Below are 22,879 nucleotides of genomic sequence, written 5' to 3' on the forward strand. Positions count from 1 at the left end.
TAACTTTTAAAGATTCACACGATAGATTTTTAATACTTGATAAAAAAGAGATATATCATTTGGGAGCTAGTTTGAAAGATTTGGGTAAAAAATGGTTCGCTTTTTCTAAAATGAGTTTAGATATAGAGGATATTTTGAGTAAATTAAAATAGATATTTTGTTACATATTGAAACACAAGAAAAGAATTTCAAAATTCTTTTCTTATTTGTGTCCGTTTTTTGTAATCTCAAACGTTTAATATATAGAAGAAACTTTTTAAAAAATCTCTATCTCACAAACAACTTGTGCATGGTCACTTTGTTTTAAACTTCCATTTTGATTTTTTTGTAAGTGTTCATCAAAAACTTTATAAGAAATTATTTTTTTTAGTTCTTTTGATACAAAAATATAATCTAAAACATTTCCTTTCCCAGCAAAATAGCTTGTAGAAGTTCTTTTTAAACCTTTAAATTCTGGATGAGGATTGTAGATTTTTGGTTTAAAAAGATTGTAAGCATCAAAAAGTAAATAGCTATTTTCTTTCAAATTTTTATTATAAAACTTGAAGTTTGTAAGGGCATCAATCGTTATAGAAAACTCTTTATCATTCAAATCGCAAACCAAAATAGTAGAAATTTTTGAAGATTTTATATCAAAAAATAGATTTTTAGCTTCATTTATTCTTTGTTTCAAAGAAAGAGAGTAGTTATTTTTGAGTGCTATTTCTACTTTTTTTAGTTTATCTTCTAGGGAATCATTTTGTGTAAAAATATATTCAAATTCATTTAATCTATTTGATTTTAGGTGTGTGACATAAAAATAAATCTCTTTTTTATCTTGTAGTTGTATTTTTGCTTTTATTGGTTCTCGTGCAAAATGAAAGCCATCTTTTCTTTGCACTTTTTCGATTGATATAATTGGAAACTTTGAAGCTATTGCTACAGTTGTACTTATAAAAACAGTTGGATTTTTACTATTATATTTAGGAGAATCAACAACTTTAAAATATGAAAAACCACACTCTTTAAGTAAATTTTTTAAATCTTCACTTGAGAAAACTTCTTGAAAACCTATGATATCACAGTTCATTTTAGAAATTTGTTGTTTTATCCAAAGCTTTTTTTCTTCCCAATCATTTGGGTTAAATTTGTCTTTTTTAGTATAAAAATAGAAGTTTGGATTACAAAATTGGAAAAGGTTAAATGTAGCAACTTTTAAAATCATCTTGAAATATTAACTAAAAGAGATTAAGAAATCATTAAGATTTAGATTAAAAATCATTAAAAATATATTGTAATAATTTCAAACATTAAAAATAAGGAGTATTATATGATTTCAGGTAAAAAAATAGTTTCAAGTATGATATTAGCTACACTTTTAGGTGGAGCATTATATGCAAATTGTGATGTAAATAAAGGTCATAATAAAGGTGATAAAACACATTTCTCAAAAGATAAATTTCATAAAAAATCTGAAAATGGTCATTTCTTTGGAATTTTTAAAGAGTTAAATTTAACTTCTGAACAAAATGAAAAAATCAAAAAAATTATTGAAGATAGTAGAAAAGATAATAAATCTATAAATGAAGCATTTACAAAAGATAGTTTTGATAAAGATAAATATAGTAAAATAGTAAGTGAGAAAAGAGATAATATGCTAAAATCACAAGCAGAAGTTCTTGAAAAATCTTACGCAATATTAACGCCAAAACAAAAAGAGCAGTTAAAAGTTTTACTAGATTTAAAAGCAGAAAAGAAATAAGGATAAGTTTTGATAAAAATTGCAATGATAGAAGATGATTTAGAGTTAGCAGAAGTTCTATGTCAATATTTAAAGCAATTTCATATCGAAGTTACAAATTTTGAAGAGCCATTTTTGGCTCTTTGTGATTTGAAAATACACAAATATGATTTGATAATCTTAGATTTAACTTTACCAGGTATGGATGGATTAGATGTTTGTAAAAAAATAGTTGATGATTTTGATATTCCTATTATTATTTCTAGTGCAAGAAGTGATATTACAGATAAAGTAACAGCTTTAAAATTAGGAGCTGATGATTATTTGCCAAAACCTTATGACCCTAGAGAATTAGAAGTAAGAATAAAGACTATTTTACGAAGATTTAATCACTCGAAAATAGAAGATGAAGATAAAACTAGTAAAAATTTCCTTTTAGATGAAGAAAAAAGAGAGATAACAAAAAATAAAAACTATCTAAAATTAACCGCTGCTGAATATGAGATATTGTCATTACTTATCAAAAGAGAGAGTTTTATTGTAAGTAGAGAAGATATTTTTGAAAATTCAGATATTTTAAACCAAGATTATGAAAATTCTGGCTCACTAGCAGTTATTATAAATAGAATTAGAAATAAAATAGAAGATAATCCAAAAGAGCCAAAATATCTTCAAACTATTCGTGGAATGGGATATAAATTTTTACAATGAACAGGCAATCAATATTTTTTACAATAGTTGTAAGTTTTATAATATCTATTTTTTTGGTAATTATAAGTTTTATAGTCCTTTTGACAAATAACTATCAAGAACATGAAAAACAGATATTTGATAAATATTTTTCACTTTCAAAAATGATAAATAGAGCAGAATTTAATTTCAATGAGAAATTTATAAAAAATCTTGAAGAGATGAATTATAAAGTTTATATAAAAAATAGTGAAATTGAAGATGTTAAAGATAACACAAATTTGATAGTTTTTTATGAAAGAGTTCATCCAAAGCATGGAGATATTTTTCGAATTTTAAAAGATGATGAAAACTTTTATGTTTATTCAAAAGTAAAAGATGGTGAATTTTTGATAAAAGATGAAAATAGTCCAAGCAATGATGGACAAATATATATTATTTTAGTATTTTCTATTTTGCTTGTTACTATTGTAATTTTATATTTGATGACTTTAAGAAAGCTTGTTCCTTTACGAATTTTACAAGATAAGGTAAAAAATTTAGGAGATGAAAATTTTGATTTTGAGTTTAATCAAACTTCTTCGAAAGATGAAGTTTCACAACTTTCAATGGAATTTAAAAAATCAGCTTTAAAGCTTAAAAATTTAAAAGAAGCTAGAAATGTTTTTATAAGAAACATTATGCACGAACTTAAAACTCCTATTACAAAAGGAAAATTTTTAACTCAATTAGAACAAAATGAGCAAAATAATGAAAAATTGAAATCTGTTTTTGATAGGTTAGAATCTTTGATAAATGAGTTTGCAACTATTGAAGAACTTATTTCTTCAGCTGATAATATAGAAAAGAGAAATTACTTTTTAGATGATATTATTGATAATGCAAAAGATATTTTGATGCTTGAAGATGATAGTGTAGTTTGTGAGTATGAAAATAGAAAATTAAATGTAAATTTCAAACTTTTTAGTATTGCATTGAAAAATCTAATTGATAATGGTATAAAATACTCTATTGATAGAAAAGTAATTGTGAAAAATGAAGATGAAAATATCATAGTAGAAAACTATGCAGAAGAGTTGAAAGAACCATTTTCTCAATATTTAGAGCCATTTTATGCAAATCAAGGGAAAAAGGACTCTTTTGGTTTGGGACTTTACATAGTAAATAATATTTTAAAAGCAAATGGATATATTTTAAAATATGAATATAAAAATGGCTTAAATAGATTTATTTGTGTAAAAGGATAGAAAATCTACGATATAGCGATAATTGGAGCAGGTGCAAGTGGTTTGATGTTTGCTTCGAATTTAGATAAAAATAAATATAAAAATATTTGTTTAATAGAAGCAAATACTAAAATAGGGCAAAAGATTAAAGTTTCTGGTGGAGCAAAGTGTAATATTACAAATGAGTTTGTAACAAAAGATAACTATTTGGGTGATAAAAGTTTTATAGAGAATATATTAGATATTTTTTCAAAAGATGACTTACTAAAATTTTTAAATAAAAACCAAGTTTTTCCAAAAATAAATCCAAAAATTGTCAAAGGAACATATTTTTGCAACTCTAGTCAAGATGTTATAGATATGTTTTCTTTGATTACAACAAATATAAAAAAATATTTGGATACAAAAGTTTTAGATGTAGATTTTGATAAATGTTTTAAGATAAAAACATCAAGAGGATTAATCGAAGCTAAAAAAGTTGTAGTTGCAAGTGGTGGATTATCTTTTCCTAGTTTAAATGCTAGTTCTATTGCTTTTGATATTGCACAAAAATTTTCTCATACAATCATAAAACCAGAACCAGCATTAGTTGGTTTTACAGTTCAAAAAGATCAGTTTTGGTTCAAAAACTTAAGTGGAATTTCATTGGATGTAAAAATATATATTGATAAAAAAGAGATTGAAGGAAGTATGCTTTTTGCTCATAAAGGTTGTTCTGGTCCAGCAATTTTAAGTAGTTCTTTATATTGGAAAAAAGGAAAAATGACAATAGACTTTTTACCAAATCAAAAGTTAGATAAATTTTTCAAGGGTAATAAAAATATTTCATCAGCATTTCCTTTACCTAAAAGGTTTATGCAAGAGTTTTTAATATCTCAAAATTTAGAAGATAAATCTATATCAAAATTAAGTATTGAAGAGATAGAAAAATTAAAATTACTAAAAAATTATGATTTTAGTCCAGCAGGAAATTTTGGCTTTTCAAAAGCAGAAGTTACTAAAGGTGGAATTTGTACAAATGAAATAAATAATATTACTTTTGAGAGTTTAAAACAACAAGGATTATATTTTATTGGTGAATGTTTAGATATTACAGGAGAACTTGGTGGATTTAATTTTCAAATGGTTTTTGCTCAAGGTTTTATTTGTGCAACGCAATTAAATAATATCAAGTATTAAGTTATTTTTAGGTAATCTATTGCCAATTTTAACAAATATAGGGTGGTTTTTATGTTTTTTGGAAATAAAGATAATGAGAAAAAGATATCATTGTTACAACAAGAGATAGAAAATTTAAAAAGAGATTTGGACAATAAGACTCAAGAGATTGAAAATATTAAAGATAATTCAAAAGAGTTACAAAAGGTTGCATCTTCAAAAGATGATATGATAGATTTATTTAAGCATATAGCTTCTATATCTCAAGAAGAGGGTTTAGTTGTTTTTGATGAAACTGATAAAGTATTTTTTGTCAATGAAAATACAAAACAAAATTTAAGTGATTTTTCTCCAATATTAAATGCTTTAAGAAACAGTGAAGACAGTGTTGTTTTAGAAGAGTGTGAAGTAAATATTATGGTAAAGAAATATGGTAATTATAATATTGTATCTTTACGAAAAACATCTATTCATGACAATAAAGAAGATGGACTTCTTTCAAGACACAATAAAAATATGACAAAATCTTTAAGTGATACACAAAATACTTATTTAGGACTTCTTGAAGAACTTCAAGAAATGCAAAAAGAATCAAATGAAACTGCAAGTGGTTCTACTGATGGTTTACATTTAATCAAAGAGATAGTTTTAGATACAGATAATTTACATCATGAAATTGCTAGTGAAAATGAGGTTGTAAACTCTCTTGTTTCAAAAAGTAAAGATATCGCACAAGTTATAAATATAATTCAAGAAATAGCTTTCCAAACAAATATATTGTCTTTAAATGCAGCCGTAGAAGCAGCAACAGCAGGTGAAGCTGGAAAAGGATTTGCAGTTGTTGCACAAGAGGTTAGAAATCTAGCAAGTAGAAGTGCTGATGCTGCAAAACAGATAAAAGATGTTGTTACTACTATTCAAATTGAAACAGAAAAGATAAAAGGTAGTTCAGATGTTGTTACAAGTGTTGTAAATGAGACAAAAAATAGAATAAATTCACTAAGTAAATTGATGTATACTTTCCAGAAAAACTCAAATAGAGGAGTTTATGAGGTAGAGAGTATTTCAAATAAAATATTTATCAACCTTGCAAAACTTGACCACGTAATTTATAAAAATAATTTATACCAATTAATTTTTGGAAATGAGAATAACTTTAATCCAGTAGATCACCATAATTGTAGATTAGGAAAATGGTATGATACAGGTTTAGGAAAAGAACAATTTAGTTTTGTTCCTTCATATAAAGGTTTAGAAAAATATCACCATACAGTTCACCATGAAGCAAATATTTTAGCAAAAGAGTGTTCAGGAAATAGTGTGTCGTGCTCAAAACAATTGATTGAAGATAAGATAGATTTAGTTGAAAAAGCAAGTCAGCAAGTATTTATATATTTAGAAAAAATTCTTGAAGAAAAGAATGAAGCAGTTATGAAAGAAGCTACAAAAAAACTATTTGAAGGAGAAAAATAATATGAATAAAAAATATTCAATAGCATTAGTAGATGATGAAATAGAAATTTTGGATATGTTAAATAGATATTTATCTCGAAATCCAAATTTTACTATTTCATCTTTTTCAAATCCAGTATCTTTTTTAAGTAATATGGATAGTAGTAAATATGATGTTGTTTTACTTGATATTATGATGCCACAGATGAATGGTATAGAAGCTTTAGAAAAAATAAAAGATAAAGATGAAGACCAAAAGGTGATTATGATGACAGCATATTCTACTTTAGATAAAGTTCTTAAATCACATAAAATTGGGGCAACAAATTATGTTATGAAGCCTTTTAGTTCTCTTGATGCTTTAGAAAAAAAGATAATTGAAGTTTTAAAAGACTAATTATGAACAATAAAAACCTAATTTTTAGGTGTTTTATATATTTTATTATAATATTTGTCATTATATTTTTTGTATTAGATTATTTGAAAAAAGATGATTTAAATAGAGTTACAAAAAATTATGAAGAAACTACTTTAAAAAATTATAATATATATTTAGATGAGTTAAAAAAAACTGCTGAATTTATATATTTTAATGAATTTACAAAAGATAAAAAGCTAATACGTGTTTTTCAAAATGAAAACATAGAAGAACTATCTATAAAATTATATGATGAGTTTGAACCAAATTTTGCTTATTATAAAACTCTAGGTGTTTTTGATATAAGTTTCTATTCTAATCAAAAAAAGCATATTTTAAATTTTAAAGATATAAATTTTCAAGACAATTTTCTTTCATCTTTAGTTGGAGATGTAATATCAACAAAAAAAGATATTATGGAGTTTAAAAATAGACAAAATGACACTTTTATAGTGTTTTTAAAACCAATAATAGATGATAAGCTAAATTTAGTTGGAGTTGTAAATATAGAGTTTGATTTTAATACTATTTTAGAAAAATTAAATGACAGTTTAAACTTAGAATATAAAAAAGCTATTTTGGATAAAACAGTAGTTAAAAGTGATGAGTTTTTAGAAATTTTTAAATCATCTTATTATGATAATAGTATATTTTTACAAATGAACAATATAAAAGATAGTGAAAGTATAAAAAAAATATATGATTTTTATGATTTATTACTTATATCTTTGATTGCTATTTTGGTTTTATTTATTTATATTTTTTATAAAATGAAGCTATTGCAATTTCAAAAAGATTTAATACAACATAATTATGATGAACTTTTTACTCAAATTGACAATTATGTTTTGAAGTTAGATACTAATTTAAAAGGTGAAATTACATATGCAACAAACTATTTTTGTAAATCTTCTGGTTTTTCACAGGATGAAATTATTGGAAATAATGTAAATATTTTAAGACATCCTGATATTTCTTCTAGTTTTTATAGAAATATGTGGAGTGATTTAAAAGCTACTAAAAATTGGCAGGGTGAAGTTAAAAATAGAGATAAATTTGGAAATACTTATTGGGTTAAAGCAGTTCTTTTCCCAAGATACAACTTTAAAAATGAGCATATAGGTTTTAGTTCTATTCGAACAGATATAACATCAACAAAACAGTTAGAAAAAACAAATAGATTATTAAAAGAAGATTTATCTAGCAAATTAAACGATTTAAGAATAAAAGATGAAAAAGTTTTAAATTCAACAAAAGTTGCTTTGATGTCAAAAATTTTAGATTCATTTTCTCATCAATGGCAACTTCCTATATCTAAAATATCATTTGAGCTACAAAAATTAAATAAAGATATTTTAGAAAAAAGTAGTTTAAATGATATAAAAGATAGTATAGAAGTAGAATTAAAAGAGCTTTCAGATATGTTAAATGAAACAAAGATAATATTTACTTCAAGGGATAGTACAAATTCAAACCTTTTTGAAGTGATAAAAGAGACCATAGAATCTTTAAAATATGATAATATTGAAATTAAGTACGATATAGATGAATTTATAAATATAAATGTTGCAAATAGTGAGTTGAAAAAAATTATTAGTAATATATTAGGAACTATAATAGAACAAGCTAAAACATATTCAATTTCAAAAGCTACAATAAAACTAAATATGGAAAATGATAGCAATGACACAGTTTTAAAAATAGAGGATAATATTAAAGATATTAGAAAAAAAGCCTATTTAGACAATATTTTAAAATTTGAAGATGAGAAATATTTTGATACAAAATTATATTTAGCAAAACTTTTAATAGATAAAAATCAAGCAATTTTTTGGTGTAATAATAGTTTAGAAAAAACTTCATACTATATAAAATTTAAAAAGAATAAAAAATGAAAGCATCTTTTTATATAAAACTTTTTGGAGCTTTTTTAGCTCTTATTGTGATTTTATTATTTTTAATTACTCTTAGTTTGAATAATTTTTATTTATCATATAGTGAAAAAAAAGAGTCTGTAAAAATAGATACTATCTTAGAAACCAAAATAGATAAATTTTCATCTTATATTAAATTTTATGACAATAAATTGGTTTTCATAGAATCTATATTGTCAAAACAAAATAATTTAGAAGAGATAAAACATCTTATAGAAAAAACTATATTTGAAGATACAAATATTTTGGATTTTAAAATAGTTGGTTTTGATTCAAAAGAATTTTTAAAAATTGAAAATTTGCAAAATAATGAAAATACAAATAAAAATGTAAGATTAGAGTCACTTTTTTTTGAAGAATATTTTAAAACTTTACAATCTTTGAATAGATATCAGATTTATCATTATTGTGATACTAAAACAAATCAAGTATTAAATTTTGCAATTAGAGGTACAAATAATTTTTATATTTTTAAAGTTGATATGAAAAATATTTTAGAAGATGTTACAAACTCTTTTTCTAAAAAAATATTTATAAAAGATACAAAAGGCAATTTTATAGATAATTTTGATTTAGAAATATTAAATGATAGTGAATATATATCAAAAAAAGTTTATTTGGAAGACAATATATATTTTACATTTTTTATAAAAAAATCAGTAATTGAAGATGATTTTATAAAAGAGTATTATAAATATATTCTTATTGCTACATTTATCTTGGCATCAATTTTAGCACTTATTTTTACTTCAATTATTACTAAAGAGAGCAATAAAATAGAATTAGAAAATCAAAAATTAAATTTTGATATAAATAAAACAGATATCACTTTAAGTGAAAATCAAAAGATTATGGATAGCTATATTATGTTTATCCAAATTGACAATGATGGAATAATCTTAAAAGTTAGTCAAGCATTTTGTGTTTTTCTAGGATTTTCAAAGAGTGAATTAATAGGTAATAGTTATAAAATCTTTTTCTATAAAGATATACAAAAATCTTTTAGAAAAGCTATAAACAATCAAGATATTAAAGAAAATTATAAAATTACAAATTTAAAAGGTAAAACAAAAGCAAGTGAAGATTTTTGGGTTGATTTGTTTATTGAAGAGTATATTTTAGATGATGAATCAAGAGTTTACAATATAGTTTGTCAAGATGTAACTGATAAAAAAAGAACATATCTTTTATATAAAAATCTAAATATGAAAATTGAAGAGTATGATGCAATCTTTGAAAATGTACATAGCGGAGTAGCACTTTTAACATTAGATTTAAAATTTGTTAAAGTAAATAATCAGATGAGTGAACTTTTAGGTTTTAGCAAAAAAGAGTTGCTGGATATTACACCTTTGGATATAGTAAATAAAAGTTCAAGGAATATTTTGAAAAATATTTTAGATGATATAAAAGAGTTTACAAATATATCAAAATTAGAACATATTTTTATAAGAAAAGATGGAACAGCAATACATTTAGAACTTTCTCTAATTTTGATGCTAAAAAAACAAAGAATAATATTTATTATAAATTCCTTAGAAGATAAAAGAGAATTACAAGAAGTAAATGCAAATTTAGAAAGTACAATTAAAAGTGAGATTGAAAAAAGTAAAGTAAAAGATGAAATACATCATAAAGAGCAATTAAAGAGTGCAAAACTAAGCTATATTGGTATATTGTCAGCTGGAATCACACATGAAATAAATACACCTTTGACATATATAAAAGGTAATTTAGAACTTATGCAATATGATATTGAAGATTTGCCAAATTGTCCAGAAAAACAAAGAATGTTAAATGATAGTAAAAAGATAAAAGATGGTATAAATAGAATAGCCAATATTGTTGAATCTATGAGAGAAATTTCTCATTCAAATGAAGAAACAAGAGGTGATTTTAATATATATGCTACTTTAAATACAGCTTTAACAATGGCTCACAATAGAGCAAAGCATATTAGTAAAATTTATTTAAATGGAGATTTATTTAGTATTGATAATATAAATAATGATAAATTCTCTTTTTATAGTTTTATTCAAAAACAAAGAGTTGAGCAAATTTGGATTATAATTATAAACAATGCTCTTGATGAGTTGATTAAGATTGAAGATTATGAAAAAAGAGAACTTAAAATAGATATCTTTGAAGAAGAAAATTTTATAGTTGTCAAATTTAAAGATAATGCAAAAGGTTTAAGTCAAGAGATTATGAAAAAACTTTTTGAACCATTTACTAGTTCTAAAGAATCTGGTGGAATGGGAATAGGTTTATCTATTGCTAAGAAAATTGTAGAAGAGCATAAAGGAAGTATAAATGCATATAATGAAAATGGTGCAGTTTTTGAAGTAAGATTAAAAAAATATAAAGAAGAAGAAAATATATGAGAATAGGATTTATAGGCGATATAGTAGGACGTCCAGGAAGAAAAATAATAAAAGAAAATTTACAAAGTATAAAAGATGAGTTTAAAATAGATTTTATAATTGCAAATGGTGAAAATGCAAGTCATGGTTTTGGCTTAACACTAGATAGTTCAAAAGAGTTGTTTAGAAGTGGTATTGATGTGATAACTGGTGGAAATCATAGTTTTGATAAGAAAAAAGATATGAAAGTCTTACTAGAAGAAGGAAATGTTTTACGACCTGCAAACTATCCAGATGGTGTTATTGGAACAGGTTTAAAAATTTGTGATGTAAAAGTTGGGCAAAATATAGAAAAACTAGCAGTTATAAATCTAATGGGGCAATATTCAATGCCTATAGTTGATAATCCATTTAATTTAGCAACAAAGCTAATTAAAGATTTAGAAGAACAAAATATAAAAAATATTTTTATAGATTTTCATGGTGAAGCAACAAGTGAAAAAAGAGTTATGCTTATGATGTTTAAAGGTAAAGTAAGTGCTATTTGTGGAACTCATACTCATATTGGAACAGATGATTTGCAAATCTTTGAAAATACTGCATATTTAACAGATATTGGACTTACTGGTTGTTATGATAATGTGATAGGAATGGATAGTTTTGCCCCAATTCAAAGAGCAACTTTAGGTATTGGAGGACATTTTGAAGTTCCAAACTCTTGTAAATCTATTTTACAAATTATGGTTGTTGATATACAAGATGGTCTTGCTTCAAAAAGTTTTAAAATAAAAAAATATTGCAATAGCAGCGAACTTCATATTAGCAATGCAATTATTGTTTAATCATAGTTTAGATAAAATCTAAGAATATTTGCTTAAAAAAGGTTGAATTAATGATTATAATTCCTCAAACAAAAGGTGGTGTTGGTAAATCTACTGTCGCTATGCAAGTGATTGCACCATATTTGTATAAAAAGCATGGTAAAAAAATTACCTATATTGAAATTGACGATGAAAATAACGATTCAAGATCATTTACAAGAACTGAAATTGTAGATAAAAGAATGCTTGGAACAAATAGAATAAATGAATTAGATGAATTGATTTTAATGGATGATAATCATGAAGTTATCGTTGATGTTGGTGGAAATAAAACATCTTCTTTAGTTTTAGATGAGATAAAAAAAGTTGGTTCATTTGGAAATGTTAAATGGATTATTCCATTAGGTGATGGTGAACTTGATGGAAAAAATGCTATCGCAACTATGAAAAAAATTAAAAAAATAGAGAAAAATCCTGAAGAGAATTTAATTTTTGCTCTCACTAGATCTATATCAATGGAAGAAGATTATTATAGTGAACAATTCATAAACTTTTTTGGTCATAAATATCTTGATTCAAACTCTGTAATTTGTGATTTTGTAAAAGAACCAAAATATTTTCCAGTTCAAAATGATAAAATAATTACTATGAGTAGATATTTAGGAAGTACTGTTTGGGAAATGGCTTATAATAATACAGATTTTGCTAAAAAAGCTATTGAAGCAAAAGAGTTAGGAGATGTTGAGTCTGCTAGAAAGTATCTATTTTTTAGGAGAATACAAACAGAAGCAAAAGATTATGTAATAAATACTTTAAACAAAATATTTTGTGATTTGGATAAATGGATAGAGATTAAAAAATGAGCGAAATGAGTTTCAAACAAGCAAAAGAGCTTGTTGAAAGAATGGAGTTTAGTGAAATAGCTATTAGAAAATCTATTGATAATTTAGAAAAAGCATCTAATAGTTTTGAAGAAAGTCTAAAACTTCAAGATGATATTGTAAATAAACTTCCTTATGCTGATAAAAAACTTTCAATTATGAAAATTGCAGTTTCTTTGAATCTAGGTTTAATCTTAGGTATTCTAATAGGAAAATATCTTTTATAAAAATAAAATAGGAAAAATATATTAATGGAAAAACAAGAAAAAATAGTATCGATGTTCAATAACATTGCACCAACTTATGACACTGCAAATAGAGTTTTATCAATGGGAATAGATAAATCTTGGAGAGATAAAGCTTGTAAAAAAGCTTTTGAACTTTATGGAAAAAATAGTATTGATAAAATAGTTGATGTTGCTTGTGGAACTGGAGATATGATACTTTTTTGGAAAGAAGTTGCAAAGAAAAAAAACATTGATTTAAAAAATATTGTTGGAGTTGATCCAAGTGTTGGTATGATGGAAGTTGGTAAGAAAAAACTTCCAGAAGTAGATTTTATAGAAGCTTTTGCAACTTCTATGCCAATTGATATCCAAAGTGCAGATATTATTTCTATTTCTTATGGAATTAGAAATGTTGTACAAAGGCAAGAAGCGTTTATAGAATTCGCAAGAGTTTTAAAAAAAGATGGATTAGTAGTAATTAGTGAATTTACAAAAAATAAAAAAGAGAACTTACTTGACCATATAACAGCTTTTTATATGGATAAAGTTTTACCAACAGTTGGTGGAATAATATCAAAAAACAAAGAAGCTTATAGATATTTACCAGATTCAATTGATGAGTTTTTAACAACAGAAAATCTTTGCAAAGAGCTAAAAAATGCTGGTTTAGAACCAGTTTATGTAAAAGCATTTTCTATGAATATTTCAACACTTATAATTGCAAAAAAAGTTTAATGAATCCAATTAGCGTATCAACTTTAAATACTCAAATAAAATCTCTTCTTGAAACAACATTTATGCAAATTTGTGTTGAAGGGGAGATTTCCAATCTTACAATTCATAGTTCAGGACATATTTATTTTTCTATAAAAGATGAAAACTCTACAATATCTTGTGTTATGTTCAAAGGAAATACAAAATATCTAAAGTTTGAACTTGAAAATGGACAAAAAGTTCAAGTAACAGCAAGTATAACTGTATATGTCCCAAGAGGAAATTATCAGTTACTTTGTACAAAAATAGAGCCATCTGGAGTTGGAAATTTGGCTTTTGCTTTTGAACAACTAAAAATAAAACTTCAAGCAAAAGGATATTTTGAACAAAGTATCAAAAAAACTCTTCCAAAATATCCTAAAAAAATAGCAATTGTTACAAGTGCCACAGGTGCTGCAATAGAAGATATGAAAAAAGTTGCTAGTAAGAGATGGGCTTTGTGTGAACTCATATTAGTTCCAACTTTGGTACAAGGAAATGGCAGTATTGAAGATATAGCTAGTTCAATAAAATATGCTGATAAATTAAACTGCGATATTGTGATTGTAGGTCGTGGTGGTGGAAGTATTGAAGATTTATGGGCTTTTAATAGTGAAATTGTTGCAGATGCTATTTTTCAAGCAAAAACACCAATTATTTCAGCCGTTGGACATGAGATTGACTATTTGATAAGTGATTTTGTAGCTGATATTCGAGCTGCAACTCCATCAAATGCTATGGAAATAGCACTACCTGATATTAATGAACATATTTTATATCTTGACAGTTTTGTTATCGAATTTCAAAATAGATTAAAAATGATTTTTTCAAATAAAGAACAAGAGTTAATAAATACAAGAAAACTTTTAGAGCAAAACTCTATTGAGTCAAAGTTTAGTTTTATCTCTTCTCAAATTAAACTTGTCAAATCATCTTTTAATAGTAGTTTTTCTCAAAAGATTCATATTTTTCAAAATAGTTTAGATAATCTAAAATCAAATTATGTATTGAATCATCCAGAAAAAAAAGAAAAAAATGGTTTTGTACAAATTTCAAAAGATAATAAAATTGTATCATTAGAAGATTTGAAGATTGGGGATAGTTTAGAACTGCAAACTGTAAATATAATAGCAGATTGTAAGATTACTAATTTAAGTAAACAAAAGGTAAAATAGTTCAATTTTATTAATTGTGCTTTAAAGAGGGGATAATATGGAAAATAGTTCAAATAAAAACATTAGTCCAAATGTAACAGAATTTATGACATTTGAATTAGGTAAGATGAAGTATGCAATTGAGTTGCCAAAGATAAAAGAAATTTTAACATATCCAGATAATATTACGATTTTGCCAAACACTTCTGAATGGGTAAAAGGTCTTATAAATTCAAGAGGTGAGGTTGTTCCTATTTTAGATATTAGGATTAAATTTAAAACAGGTCCTGCTATATATGATGAAAATACTTCTATTATAACAGTTATCACTGAAGATAAAAGAATGATAGGAATAGTTGTAGATCTAGTTGATGATGTTCAAAAAATAGATACAAATATGTTAGCACCTGTTGCAGAAATGGGTACAGGTATTCCAGCAAAATATCTAAAAGGTTATGTAAGATTGAACGATAGCAAAATGCTAGTTCTTATGGATATCGAAAAAGTTGTTTGTAAAGAAGAGTTAGAGGATTAATTTAATCCTCTATTTTTATAGATATAATTTTTACATCTTCTATTGGTTTATCACCACCATATTTCCCACTTGTTTTTACATTTTCAATTTCTTTTACAACATCAAATCCATCAATAACATATCCAAAAATAGTATGATAACCATTTAACCAATATGTTGCTGCAGTTGTAATAAAAAATTGGCTGTTGTTTGTATTTTTACCTTTATTTGCCATTGCTAAAATGTATGGTTTATCAAAAAGAGCATTTTTAGAAAATTCATCTTCAAAATCTTTATTCCAAATAGACTCTCCTCCAATTCCAGTTCCTGTTGGATCACCACCTTGAAGCATAAACCCTTTTATTACTCTATGAAAAATTTGACCATCATAATAACCATTTTTTGAATGTGTTATAAAATTTTCAACAGCCTTTGGAGCGATCTTTGGTCTAAGTTCAACTTTTATAATACCTTTTGATGTTTCAAAAATAGCAACAGGGTTCTTTTCTAAATTATTTGCAAATACAAATAGCGAAAAAGAGAAAATAAATAGCAATATTTTTCTCATAATCTTTTATCCTTTTAATATGATTTTATATGAAATTAGTATAGTATATTAGCTTTAAAAAAAAATAAAAAGTTAAGGATTTTTTATATGACATTTGAGATGTTATACAGCAAAATTCATAGAGCAACAGTTACAGATGCAAATTTGAACTATGTTGGTTCTATTACGATTGATGAAGATTTAATGAATGCTGCAAAGTTGAAAGTTGGGCAAAAAGTTGATATTGTAAATATTAACAATGGTGAGAGATTTCAAACTTATATCATAAAAGGAAAAGCAGGTTCAAAAGATATGTGTTTAAATGGAGCAGCTGCTAGAAAAGTTGAAATTGGCGATAAAATAATCGTTATTGCTTATGCAACATATAATGAAGCAGAACTTGAAAACTATAGTCCAACAGTTGTTTTAGTAGATGATAAAAATAATATTGATTTAATTACAAATAAACTTGAAGGTGGAAAATATGTTTGATGGAATTGATTTAAAAAACTTAAATCTTGGTGATATGATAAATAAATTTCAAGATATGGCACAAAATGCACAAAGTGAAAATGCTTCTAAAATTTTTACATCAAAAGCTGGTGGAGGAATGGTTGAAATTTCTGTAAATGGAAATTCAGAAGTTGTTGATTTAAAAATTGATGATTCATTACTAGAAGATAAAGACTCTTTACAAATATTGTTAATTTCATGTATGAATGATATTATCAAACAAAGTGAAGAGAATAAAAAAATGATGGCTATGAACTTGATGGGAAATCTCGGTTCTTTTGGACAGAAATAAAATGCAAGAACTTTTAGAAACTTTTGAAGAGTATTTATTAGCAAATCTTCCAAAATCAAAAACTATTCATCCACATTTTGAATTAGCTTTGGGTGATATGCTAAAAGCTGGAGGTAAAAGATTTAGACCTATGTTGTTACTTAGTGTTGTAAAATCTAAAAAATCACTTTTAGTAAAAAATAGTCTAAGTGTTGCTTTAGGAGTTGAATTTCTACATACATATTCTTTGATTCACGATGATTTACCAGCTATGGATAATTCTGATTTAAGAAGAGGATTTCAAACTTTACACAAAAAATATGATGAAGTAACAGCTATTTTGGTTGGCGATGCTTTGAATACGGAAGCTTTTAAATTAATTGCAAATGCTTCTCTTCACAATGATATAAAAATAGAACTTATCAAATCTTTGTCACAAAATGGTGGAATAGATGGAATGATAATTGGACAAGCAATAGATTGTTATTTTGAAAAGCAAAAACTATCTTTAGAAGATTTGGAGTTCTTGCATATTCATAAAACAGCAAGGCTTATAGCAGCTAGTCTTAAAATGGGAGCAATCATTTGTGAATATGAGAAAGAAATACAAGATAAACTTTATGATTTTGGTTTAGATTTAGGTCTTTTATTTCAAATTCAAGACGACATTATAGATGAAACTTGTAGTTCTGAAGAAGCTGGAAAAACTACTCAAAATGATAGTTTTAAAAACTCGTTTGTAAATCTTTTAGGACTTGATGAAGCTAAAAAAAGTGCTGATAAATTGGCTTTAAAATGTATAGAAACTTTGGATAGTTTTGAAGATAATTTGAAAGAATCTTTAGAAGAACTACTTTTAAAATATATAAATAGACATAAACTTTAGTTAAAATGACTCAAAGATATTGACAAAATTTAAAAAATTTTATAAAATTTGGCACTTGGAATTTACAAGTGCTAAATTCTAAGCTAAATAAAAAAATAAATATAATAAAAAAGGAAGACAGTATGAATTTTAAACCACTAGGTGAAAGAGTTCTTGTTGAAAGAACAGAAGTAGAAAATAAAACAGCAAGTGGAATTATAATTCCAGATAATGCTAAAGAAAAACCACAAACTGCAAAAGTTGTAGCTATTGGTAATAAAGTAGAAGATGTTAAAGTTGGTGATGTTATTGTTTTTGAACAATATAGAGGAACTGAACTTAAACTTGAAGAAAAAGAGTATCTTATTTTAAATATTGAAAATGTTATAGGAGTTATGTAATAACATACGTTGCATAGCAACTTATCCATTTACATAAAATTGTTTAAAATAGAAAATAAAATTGAAATAAAAAAGGAAGATTAATATGGCAAAAGAGATTTTTTTTAGTGATAATGCAAGAAATAAATTATATGCAGGTGTTGAAAAACTAGCAGATGCTGTAAAAGTTACAATGGGACCAAGAGGAAGAAATGTTTTAATACAAAAATCTTTTGGTGCACCATCAATTACAAAAGATGGTGTAAGTGTTGCTAGAGAAATAGAGTTAAAAGATACTTTAGAAAATATGGGTGCACAACTTGTAAAAGAAGTTGCTTCTAAAACAGCAGATGAAGCTGGAGATGGAACAACAACAGCAACAGTTTTAGCTCACTCTATTTTTAAAGAAGGTCTTAGAAATGTAACAGCAGGTGCTAATCCAATTTCTTTAAAAAGAGGAATGGATAAAGCTTGTGAAGCTATTTTAACTGAACTAAAAATTGCTTCAAAAGTTGTAGCAAATAAAACTGAAATTGAACAAGTTGCTACAATCTCAGCAAATTCAGATAGTGCTATTGGAAAAATGATAGCAGAAGCTATGGAAAAAGTTGGAAAAGATGGTGTTATAACTGTTGAAGAAGCAAAAGGAATTTCTGACGAACTAGATGTTGTTGAAGGAATGCAATTTGATAGAGGATATTTATCTCCATATTTTATTACAAACCCTGAAAAAATGATAACAGAGTTTAGTAATCCATTTATACTATTATATGACAAAAAAATATCTTCATTAAAAGAGATGTTACCAATACTTGAAGCTGTAAATAAAACTGGAAGACCACTTTTAATTATTGCTGAAGATGTAGATGGTGAAGCATTGGCTACACTTGTAGTTAATAGATTAAGAGGAGCATTACAAATTGCTGCTGTTAAAGCCCCAGGATTTGGTGATAGAAGAAAAGCTATGCTTGAAGATATAGCAGTATTAACTAGTGGAACAGTTGTTTCTGAAGAATTAGGAATGAAGCTTGAAACTAGCGATTTGAGTGTTTTAGGAACTGCTTCAAAAGTTGTAATAGACAAAGATAATACAACTATTGTTGATGGAAGTGGAGATAAAGATGGTGTTGTAGCTAGAGTAAATCAAATAAGAGCAGAAATTTCTAATACAACAAGTGATTATGATAGAGAAAAACTTCAAGAAAGACTTGCAAAACTTAGTGGTGGAGTTGCTGTTATCAAAGTTGGAGCTGCAACAGAAACAGAAATGAAAGAGAAAAAAGACAGAGTTGATGATGCTCTAAGTGCAACTAGAGCTGCAGTTGAAGAAGGAATTGTAATTGGTGGAGGAGCAGCACTTATAAGAGCAGCTTCGAAAGTAAAACTTGATTTATCAGATGATGAGTCAATTGGAGCAGATATTGTTTTAAGAGCTATCAAAGCACCTTTAAAACAAATTGCTATAAATGCTGGATTTGATGCTGGAGTTGTTGCAAATGAAGTTGAAAAATCTTCAAATGATAACTTAGGGTTCAATGCAGCAACTGGAGAATATGTAGATATGTTTGAAGCTGGAATTGTAGATCCTGCTAAAGTTGAAAGAGTTGCTATGCAAAATGCAGTTTCGGTTGCTTCTTTACTTCTTACAACAGAAGCAACAGTAACAGATATAAAAGAGGATAAAGCTCCTGCTATGCCAGATATGAGTGGTATGGGCGGAATGGGAATGCCTGGAATGATGTAATAAAACATCATAAAAATTTTTAAAAAGAGAGTGATTTTTTGCTCTCTTTTTTTTTGCTAAATTTTACGATTTATATTTAAAATTATTATTTTATATAAATCAATTTTATGTGATTCTAACAAGAAATATACTTAATTTTGTTACCAAAAGTAACTCCAACTAACAAATTTGAAAATTCTTTTGTAAAAATTGTCCATTTTTTTCATTTAAATCGTCTTACTATATAGAGAAACAAATTCTCAAAATTAATACAAAGGATTTAAGATGAAAAGAAGAGTTTTCATGTCAGTTGTAACATCTTTGATGTTAGGAAGTTCTTTTGCAAATGCAAAAGATATAAGTTTGCAAGAAGCAGTAGAGAATATAGTAAAGAAATATAATGTAACATATATTTCAAAATCAAAAGATTTAAAAAATAAGATAGTAGATTCAGAAAAGTTAGGTTTCGGGGGGGGGTACGGTATTAAGTAATCTAAATAGTGTATTAGAAGAACATAATCTCAAAGCTATACAAGAAAATGATGTGATATATATAATAGAAAATCCCCAATCATCATATAAAAAAGTAGGTAAAACTTATATCTTAGATGAAGTTTCTGTAAAAGATAATAAAGAAAATAGCTATACAAGAACTCAAGACAACTCTGCAACTGGTATGAATTTATCTTTAAAAGAAACTCCACAATCAGTTTCAGTTATCACTTCAAAAAGAATGGAAGATCAACAATTAAATAATCTAAATGATGTTCTAAGAAAGATACCTGGCGTTACGGTAGATTCACAAGCAAGTAATACAGGTTTTGCTCAAATTTATTCTCGTGGATATGAAATAAAAAATATTCAAATAGATGGAGCAATGAGTTCAAGTAACAATGCATATTACAAAGGCAATGAGAGTATGGATAGTACAATTTATGATTCTGTTTCAGTCGTTCGTGGAGCAACTGGACTTTTAACTGGTGCTGGAGATCCTAGTGGAAGTATAAATTTAGTACGCAAAAAACCAACAAAAGATTTTCAAGCATCAATTGAAGCACAAACAGGAAGATGGGATAAATATAGAGGTGTAGTAGATATCGCTGGAGGATTTAATGAAGATGGAAGTATAAGAGGAAGATTTATAGCAGTTCATGATCAAGGTGGATATTTCAATCCCTTACTTGATAAACAAAATAGCACTTTATATGGTGTTATAGAAGCTGATTTAGGTGATTCAACTACAATATCAGGTACTTGGGAAAGAGCAGAAGCAGAAAATAATGGTACTTATTATGGAACAGAAGCAAGTATATTTTTTATGGATAGTGGATGGGGGAAAGTTGGATTATCAAATTTTGATAGATATACTTGGACAGCAGCAGATTGGACAAAGGTTGAAACTACTAAAGATACATATACTCTATCTTTAAATCATCATATCAATGACTCTTGGAAAATAGATACAACTTATCATTACAAGGAATATGAAAATAAGAGCAAATATGGTATTTGTAGGTTATGGACTAACTATTGTAATGAGTATTATGAGGATATAAGCAAAAATCAGAAAGATAAAGATAAAGCTCATTCATTGGATGTAAAACTAAACGGTACTTTTGAGCTATTTGGTCAAACTCATGATTTAGTAGCTGGATTTAATGGGCAAAAAATCAAAAATAATGCTATAACTCTTAAAAAATCTGATGTCTCATTACAAGATATTAAAATAATTAATAATAAAATTGTAGTTCCTGAACCAACTTGGGGTGGAATATCAAGGGCAAATAATACTGAAACACAACAATATGGAGTATTTATTTCAACTAAATTAAATTTTACAGATGATTTATCGGCAATTTTAGGTGGTAGATATAGTGAATGGAAAACTGAAAAAATAAATAATATTAATAATAAAGTTACAGATGATAGAAAATTTGATAATTTTTTACCATATTTAGCTTTAACTTACGATCTTACGGAAAATATTACAACTTATGCTAGTTATACAGAGATATTTAATCCACAAAATTATAAAGATAAAGATGATAAATTTCTTGATCCAGAAACTGGATTTAACTATGAAGTAGGTTTAAAAGGTGAATGGTTTGATGGAAGATTAAACTCTAGCATTGCACTATTCCAATCAGGAAAAGATAATCTTGCAGTAACAGATTATATCAATGGTAAAGATGGTGAATGCCATAGAACTTCAACTGGTGTTTGTGCATCTAAAGCAGAAGATGATACAAAAAACAGAGGTTGGGAGTTTGAAGTTGCAGGAGAAATCACTCCAAATTGGCAACTACAAGCTAGTTTTTCTTCTTCTAGTTTAAGAAAAAGCAACAAAGAATTAATAAGTAATACTAAAACAGCAAATCTATTTACAACTTATAAAGCAACATCTTCATTAACAATAGGTGGTGGTCTTAGTTGGCATGATAAATTTTCAAGTGATAGTATAAAAAACTCTTATATTAATATCGGTCGTGAAGATTTAGTTGGAGAAGCTGAACAAGATGATTATTATGTGGTTGATTTAATGGCAAACTATGAATTCAATAAAAACCTAAGTTTACTTGTAAATATCAATAATGCTTTAAATAAAGAGTATAAAACTAATTTTGAAAAATACGCTTATGGAGAAGAGAGAAATTGGATGGCTACTTTGAAATATAAGTTTTGATTTATTTTCAGTATATTTGAAAATTTTATTGACATTATAATTATTAATAGATATAATTCTCATTATTTAAATTAAAGGAGATAAGATGAAAAAATTTATGGTATTACTGATGTTATGTAGTTCCTTTTTGTTTGCAATTAATTTACAAACTGCTTCAAAAGAAGAACTTATGGGGATAAAAGGAATAGGTGAGAAAAAAGCTGAACAAATACTAGAATATAGGAAGGTTAATAGTATTAAATCACCAGAAGATTTGAGAAATATCAAGGGGTTTGGAGATTCTATTATTAACAATGTAAAAAATGATGTAAAAGCTAAAGGCTCATCAAATAAAGGTGATGAAAAAGAAGTAAAAGATTCTAAAGAAAAAGAATCAAAACAAGATAAAAAATCTAAAAAAGATAATGAAACTAAAAAGTAATCTTTTGATTTTTTAAGATAGTTTAAGAGCAATTCTCTTGGCTATCTTTTTTTTGATATTATGAATTCAAAAAACTAAAACATAGCTCATAGATGTATCACAATTTGTTAAATAATCTATATTTGGTGGAGATGTGCGGGGAAAGTAATTCCAAAACTCCTTTAA

At 26.0% G+C, this 22,879-nt stretch carries 24 protein-coding genes and 2 pseudogenes; 24 read left to right on the forward strand and 2 right to left on the reverse strand.

The genetic code is table 11. The features are described 5' to 3' along the window. Window positions 1–152: pseudogene (locus tag CRU91_RS12360) on the forward strand (DNA-binding protein); the annotation flags it as partial. Between the two features lie 104 nt (window positions 153–256). On the opposite strand, the gene CRU91_RS03610 reads toward CRU91_RS12360, so the two are convergent. Next, window positions 257–1,204: an endonuclease/exonuclease/phosphatase family protein gene (locus tag CRU91_RS03610; RefSeq protein WP_113893487.1), complete on the reverse strand. Its 948-nt coding sequence runs from the start codon at window positions 1,202–1,204 to the stop codon at window positions 257–259. A 105-nt stretch (window positions 1,205–1,309) separates the two neighbouring features. Between CRU91_RS03610 and CRU91_RS03615 the strand changes: the two genes are divergently transcribed. The 15 genes and pseudogenes from CRU91_RS03615 (at window position 1,310) to CRU91_RS03680 (ending at window position 15,332) form a co-directional block, all read left to right on the forward strand. Further along, a complete protein-coding gene (locus CRU91_RS03615) occupies window positions 1,310–1,741 on the forward strand; it encodes a Spy/CpxP family protein refolding chaperone (RefSeq protein WP_113893489.1) in 432 nt (143 codons plus the stop codon). A gap of 9 nt (window positions 1,742–1,750) precedes the next feature. Then, on the forward strand, window positions 1,751–2,431 hold the full coding sequence (locus CRU91_RS03620; RefSeq protein WP_113893491.1) for a response regulator transcription factor: 681 nt from the start codon (window positions 1,751–1,753) through the stop codon (window positions 2,429–2,431). Next, the gene (locus CRU91_RS03625) at window positions 2,428–3,657 is read left to right on the forward strand and encodes an ArsS family sensor histidine kinase (RefSeq protein ID WP_113893493.1); all 1,230 of its coding nucleotides are present in this window, start codon (window positions 2,428–2,430) and stop codon (window positions 3,655–3,657) included. The genes CRU91_RS03620 and CRU91_RS03625 overlap by 4 nt, the downstream gene beginning before the upstream one ends. Window positions 3,658–3,678: 21 nt before the next feature. Further along, window positions 3,679–4,815: a BaiN/RdsA family NAD(P)/FAD-dependent oxidoreductase gene (locus CRU91_RS03630; protein WP_371317902.1), complete on the forward strand. Its 1,137-nt coding sequence runs from the start codon at window positions 3,679–3,681 to the stop codon at window positions 4,813–4,815. A 558-nt stretch (window positions 4,816–5,373) separates the two neighbouring features. After that, window positions 5,374–5,853 (forward strand): annotated as a pseudogene (locus tag CRU91_RS12555) (methyl-accepting chemotaxis protein); the annotation flags it as partial. 48 nt (window positions 5,854–5,901) lie between these two features. After that, window positions 5,902–6,267 carry a CZB domain-containing protein gene (locus CRU91_RS12560; RefSeq protein WP_442548606.1) on the forward strand — a complete coding sequence of 122 codons (366 nt, stop codon included), beginning with the start codon at window positions 5,902–5,904 and terminating at the stop codon, window positions 6,265–6,267. 1 nt (window position 6,268) lies between these two features. Then, window positions 6,269–6,643: a response regulator gene (locus CRU91_RS03640; protein WP_113893499.1), complete on the forward strand. Its 375-nt coding sequence runs from the start codon at window positions 6,269–6,271 to the stop codon at window positions 6,641–6,643. Between the two features lie 83 nt (window positions 6,644–6,726). Further along, window positions 6,727–8,559, forward strand: a complete 1,833-nt coding sequence (locus CRU91_RS03645; protein ID WP_222718384.1) for a PAS domain-containing protein — start codon at window positions 6,727–6,729, stop codon at window positions 8,557–8,559. Then, window positions 8,556–10,982, forward strand: a complete 2,427-nt coding sequence (locus CRU91_RS03650) for a PAS domain-containing sensor histidine kinase (protein WP_113893503.1) — start codon at window positions 8,556–8,558, stop codon at window positions 10,980–10,982. Before CRU91_RS03645 ends, CRU91_RS03650 begins: the two co-directional genes overlap by 4 nt. Continuing rightward, the gene (locus tag CRU91_RS03655; protein WP_113893505.1) at window positions 10,979–11,803 is read left to right on the forward strand and encodes a TIGR00282 family metallophosphoesterase; all 825 of its coding nucleotides are present in this window, start codon (window positions 10,979–10,981) and stop codon (window positions 11,801–11,803) included. The genes CRU91_RS03650 and CRU91_RS03655 overlap by 4 nt, the downstream gene beginning before the upstream one ends. Window positions 11,804–11,853: 50 nt before the next feature. Beyond that, window positions 11,854–12,645 (forward strand): P-loop NTPase family protein, encoded by a 792-nt coding sequence (locus tag CRU91_RS03660; protein WP_113893507.1) that lies wholly within the window; start codon window positions 11,854–11,856, stop codon window positions 12,643–12,645. A 5-nt stretch (window positions 12,646–12,650) separates the two neighbouring features. Further along, the gene (locus CRU91_RS03665) at window positions 12,651–12,890 is read left to right on the forward strand and encodes a hypothetical protein (protein ID WP_235826940.1); all 240 of its coding nucleotides are present in this window, start codon (window positions 12,651–12,653) and stop codon (window positions 12,888–12,890) included. 24 nt (window positions 12,891–12,914) lie between these two features. Continuing rightward, the gene (ubiE, locus tag CRU91_RS03670; RefSeq protein ID WP_113893511.1) at window positions 12,915–13,625 is read left to right on the forward strand and encodes a bifunctional demethylmenaquinone methyltransferase/2-methoxy-6-polyprenyl-1,4-benzoquinol methylase UbiE; all 711 of its coding nucleotides are present in this window, start codon (window positions 12,915–12,917) and stop codon (window positions 13,623–13,625) included. Further along, window positions 13,625–14,818, forward strand: a complete 1,194-nt coding sequence (gene xseA, locus CRU91_RS03675) for an exodeoxyribonuclease VII large subunit (protein ID WP_113893513.1) — start codon at window positions 13,625–13,627, stop codon at window positions 14,816–14,818. Before ubiE ends, xseA begins: the two co-directional genes overlap by 1 nt. 37 nt (window positions 14,819–14,855) lie before the next feature. Next, window positions 14,856–15,332, forward strand: a complete 477-nt coding sequence (locus tag CRU91_RS03680; protein ID WP_113893515.1) for a chemotaxis protein CheW — start codon at window positions 14,856–14,858, stop codon at window positions 15,330–15,332. A gap of 1 nt (window position 15,333) precedes the next feature. On the opposite strand, the gene CRU91_RS03685 is transcribed toward CRU91_RS03680, so the two are convergent. Further along, window positions 15,334–15,879: a peptidylprolyl isomerase gene (locus CRU91_RS03685; RefSeq protein ID WP_113893517.1), complete on the reverse strand. Its 546-nt coding sequence runs from the start codon at window positions 15,877–15,879 to the stop codon at window positions 15,334–15,336. An 87-nt stretch (window positions 15,880–15,966) separates the two neighbouring features. Between CRU91_RS03685 and panD the strand changes: the two genes are divergently transcribed. From panD to CRU91_RS03725, 8 genes are all read left to right on the forward strand, one after another. Continuing rightward, window positions 15,967–16,350: an aspartate 1-decarboxylase gene (gene panD / locus CRU91_RS03690; RefSeq protein WP_113893519.1), complete on the forward strand. Its 384-nt coding sequence runs from the start codon at window positions 15,967–15,969 to the stop codon at window positions 16,348–16,350. Then, entirely contained in the window at window positions 16,343–16,663 is a 321-nt protein-coding gene (locus tag CRU91_RS03695) for a YbaB/EbfC family nucleoid-associated protein (RefSeq protein WP_113893521.1), read from the forward strand. The genes panD and CRU91_RS03695 overlap by 8 nt, the downstream gene beginning before the upstream one ends. Before the next feature lies 1 nt (window position 16,664). Further along, window positions 16,665–17,528 (forward strand): polyprenyl synthetase family protein, encoded by an 864-nt coding sequence (locus CRU91_RS03700; RefSeq protein ID WP_113893523.1) that lies wholly within the window; start codon window positions 16,665–16,667, stop codon window positions 17,526–17,528. Between the two features lie 122 nt (window positions 17,529–17,650). Next, window positions 17,651–17,908 (forward strand): co-chaperone GroES, encoded by a 258-nt coding sequence (gene groES, locus CRU91_RS03705; protein WP_113893525.1) that lies wholly within the window; start codon window positions 17,651–17,653, stop codon window positions 17,906–17,908. A gap of 85 nt (window positions 17,909–17,993) precedes the next feature. Beyond that, window positions 17,994–19,631, forward strand: coding sequence for a chaperonin GroEL (groL, locus tag CRU91_RS03710; RefSeq protein ID WP_113893527.1), 1,638 nt, complete (start codon window positions 17,994–17,996; stop codon window positions 19,629–19,631). A 264-nt stretch (window positions 19,632–19,895) separates the two neighbouring features. Beyond that, window positions 19,896–20,102, forward strand: a complete 207-nt coding sequence (locus CRU91_RS03715; protein WP_113893529.1) for a hypothetical protein — start codon at window positions 19,896–19,898, stop codon at window positions 20,100–20,102. 52 nt (window positions 20,103–20,154) lie between these two features. Continuing rightward, window positions 20,155–22,293 carry a TonB-dependent siderophore receptor gene (locus tag CRU91_RS03720; protein ID WP_113893531.1) on the forward strand — a complete coding sequence of 713 codons (2,139 nt, stop codon included), beginning with the start codon at window positions 20,155–20,157 and terminating at the stop codon, window positions 22,291–22,293. An 85-nt stretch (window positions 22,294–22,378) separates the two neighbouring features. Continuing rightward, window positions 22,379–22,714, forward strand: a complete 336-nt coding sequence (locus CRU91_RS03725) for a ComEA family DNA-binding protein (protein WP_113893533.1) — start codon at window positions 22,379–22,381, stop codon at window positions 22,712–22,714. Window positions 22,715–22,879 lie beyond the last annotated feature (165 nt).

The organism is Aliarcobacter vitoriensis (genome assembly GCF_003316695.1).
GTDB classification, from domain to species: domain Bacteria; phylum Campylobacterota; class Campylobacteria; order Campylobacterales; family Arcobacteraceae; genus Aliarcobacter; species Aliarcobacter vitoriensis.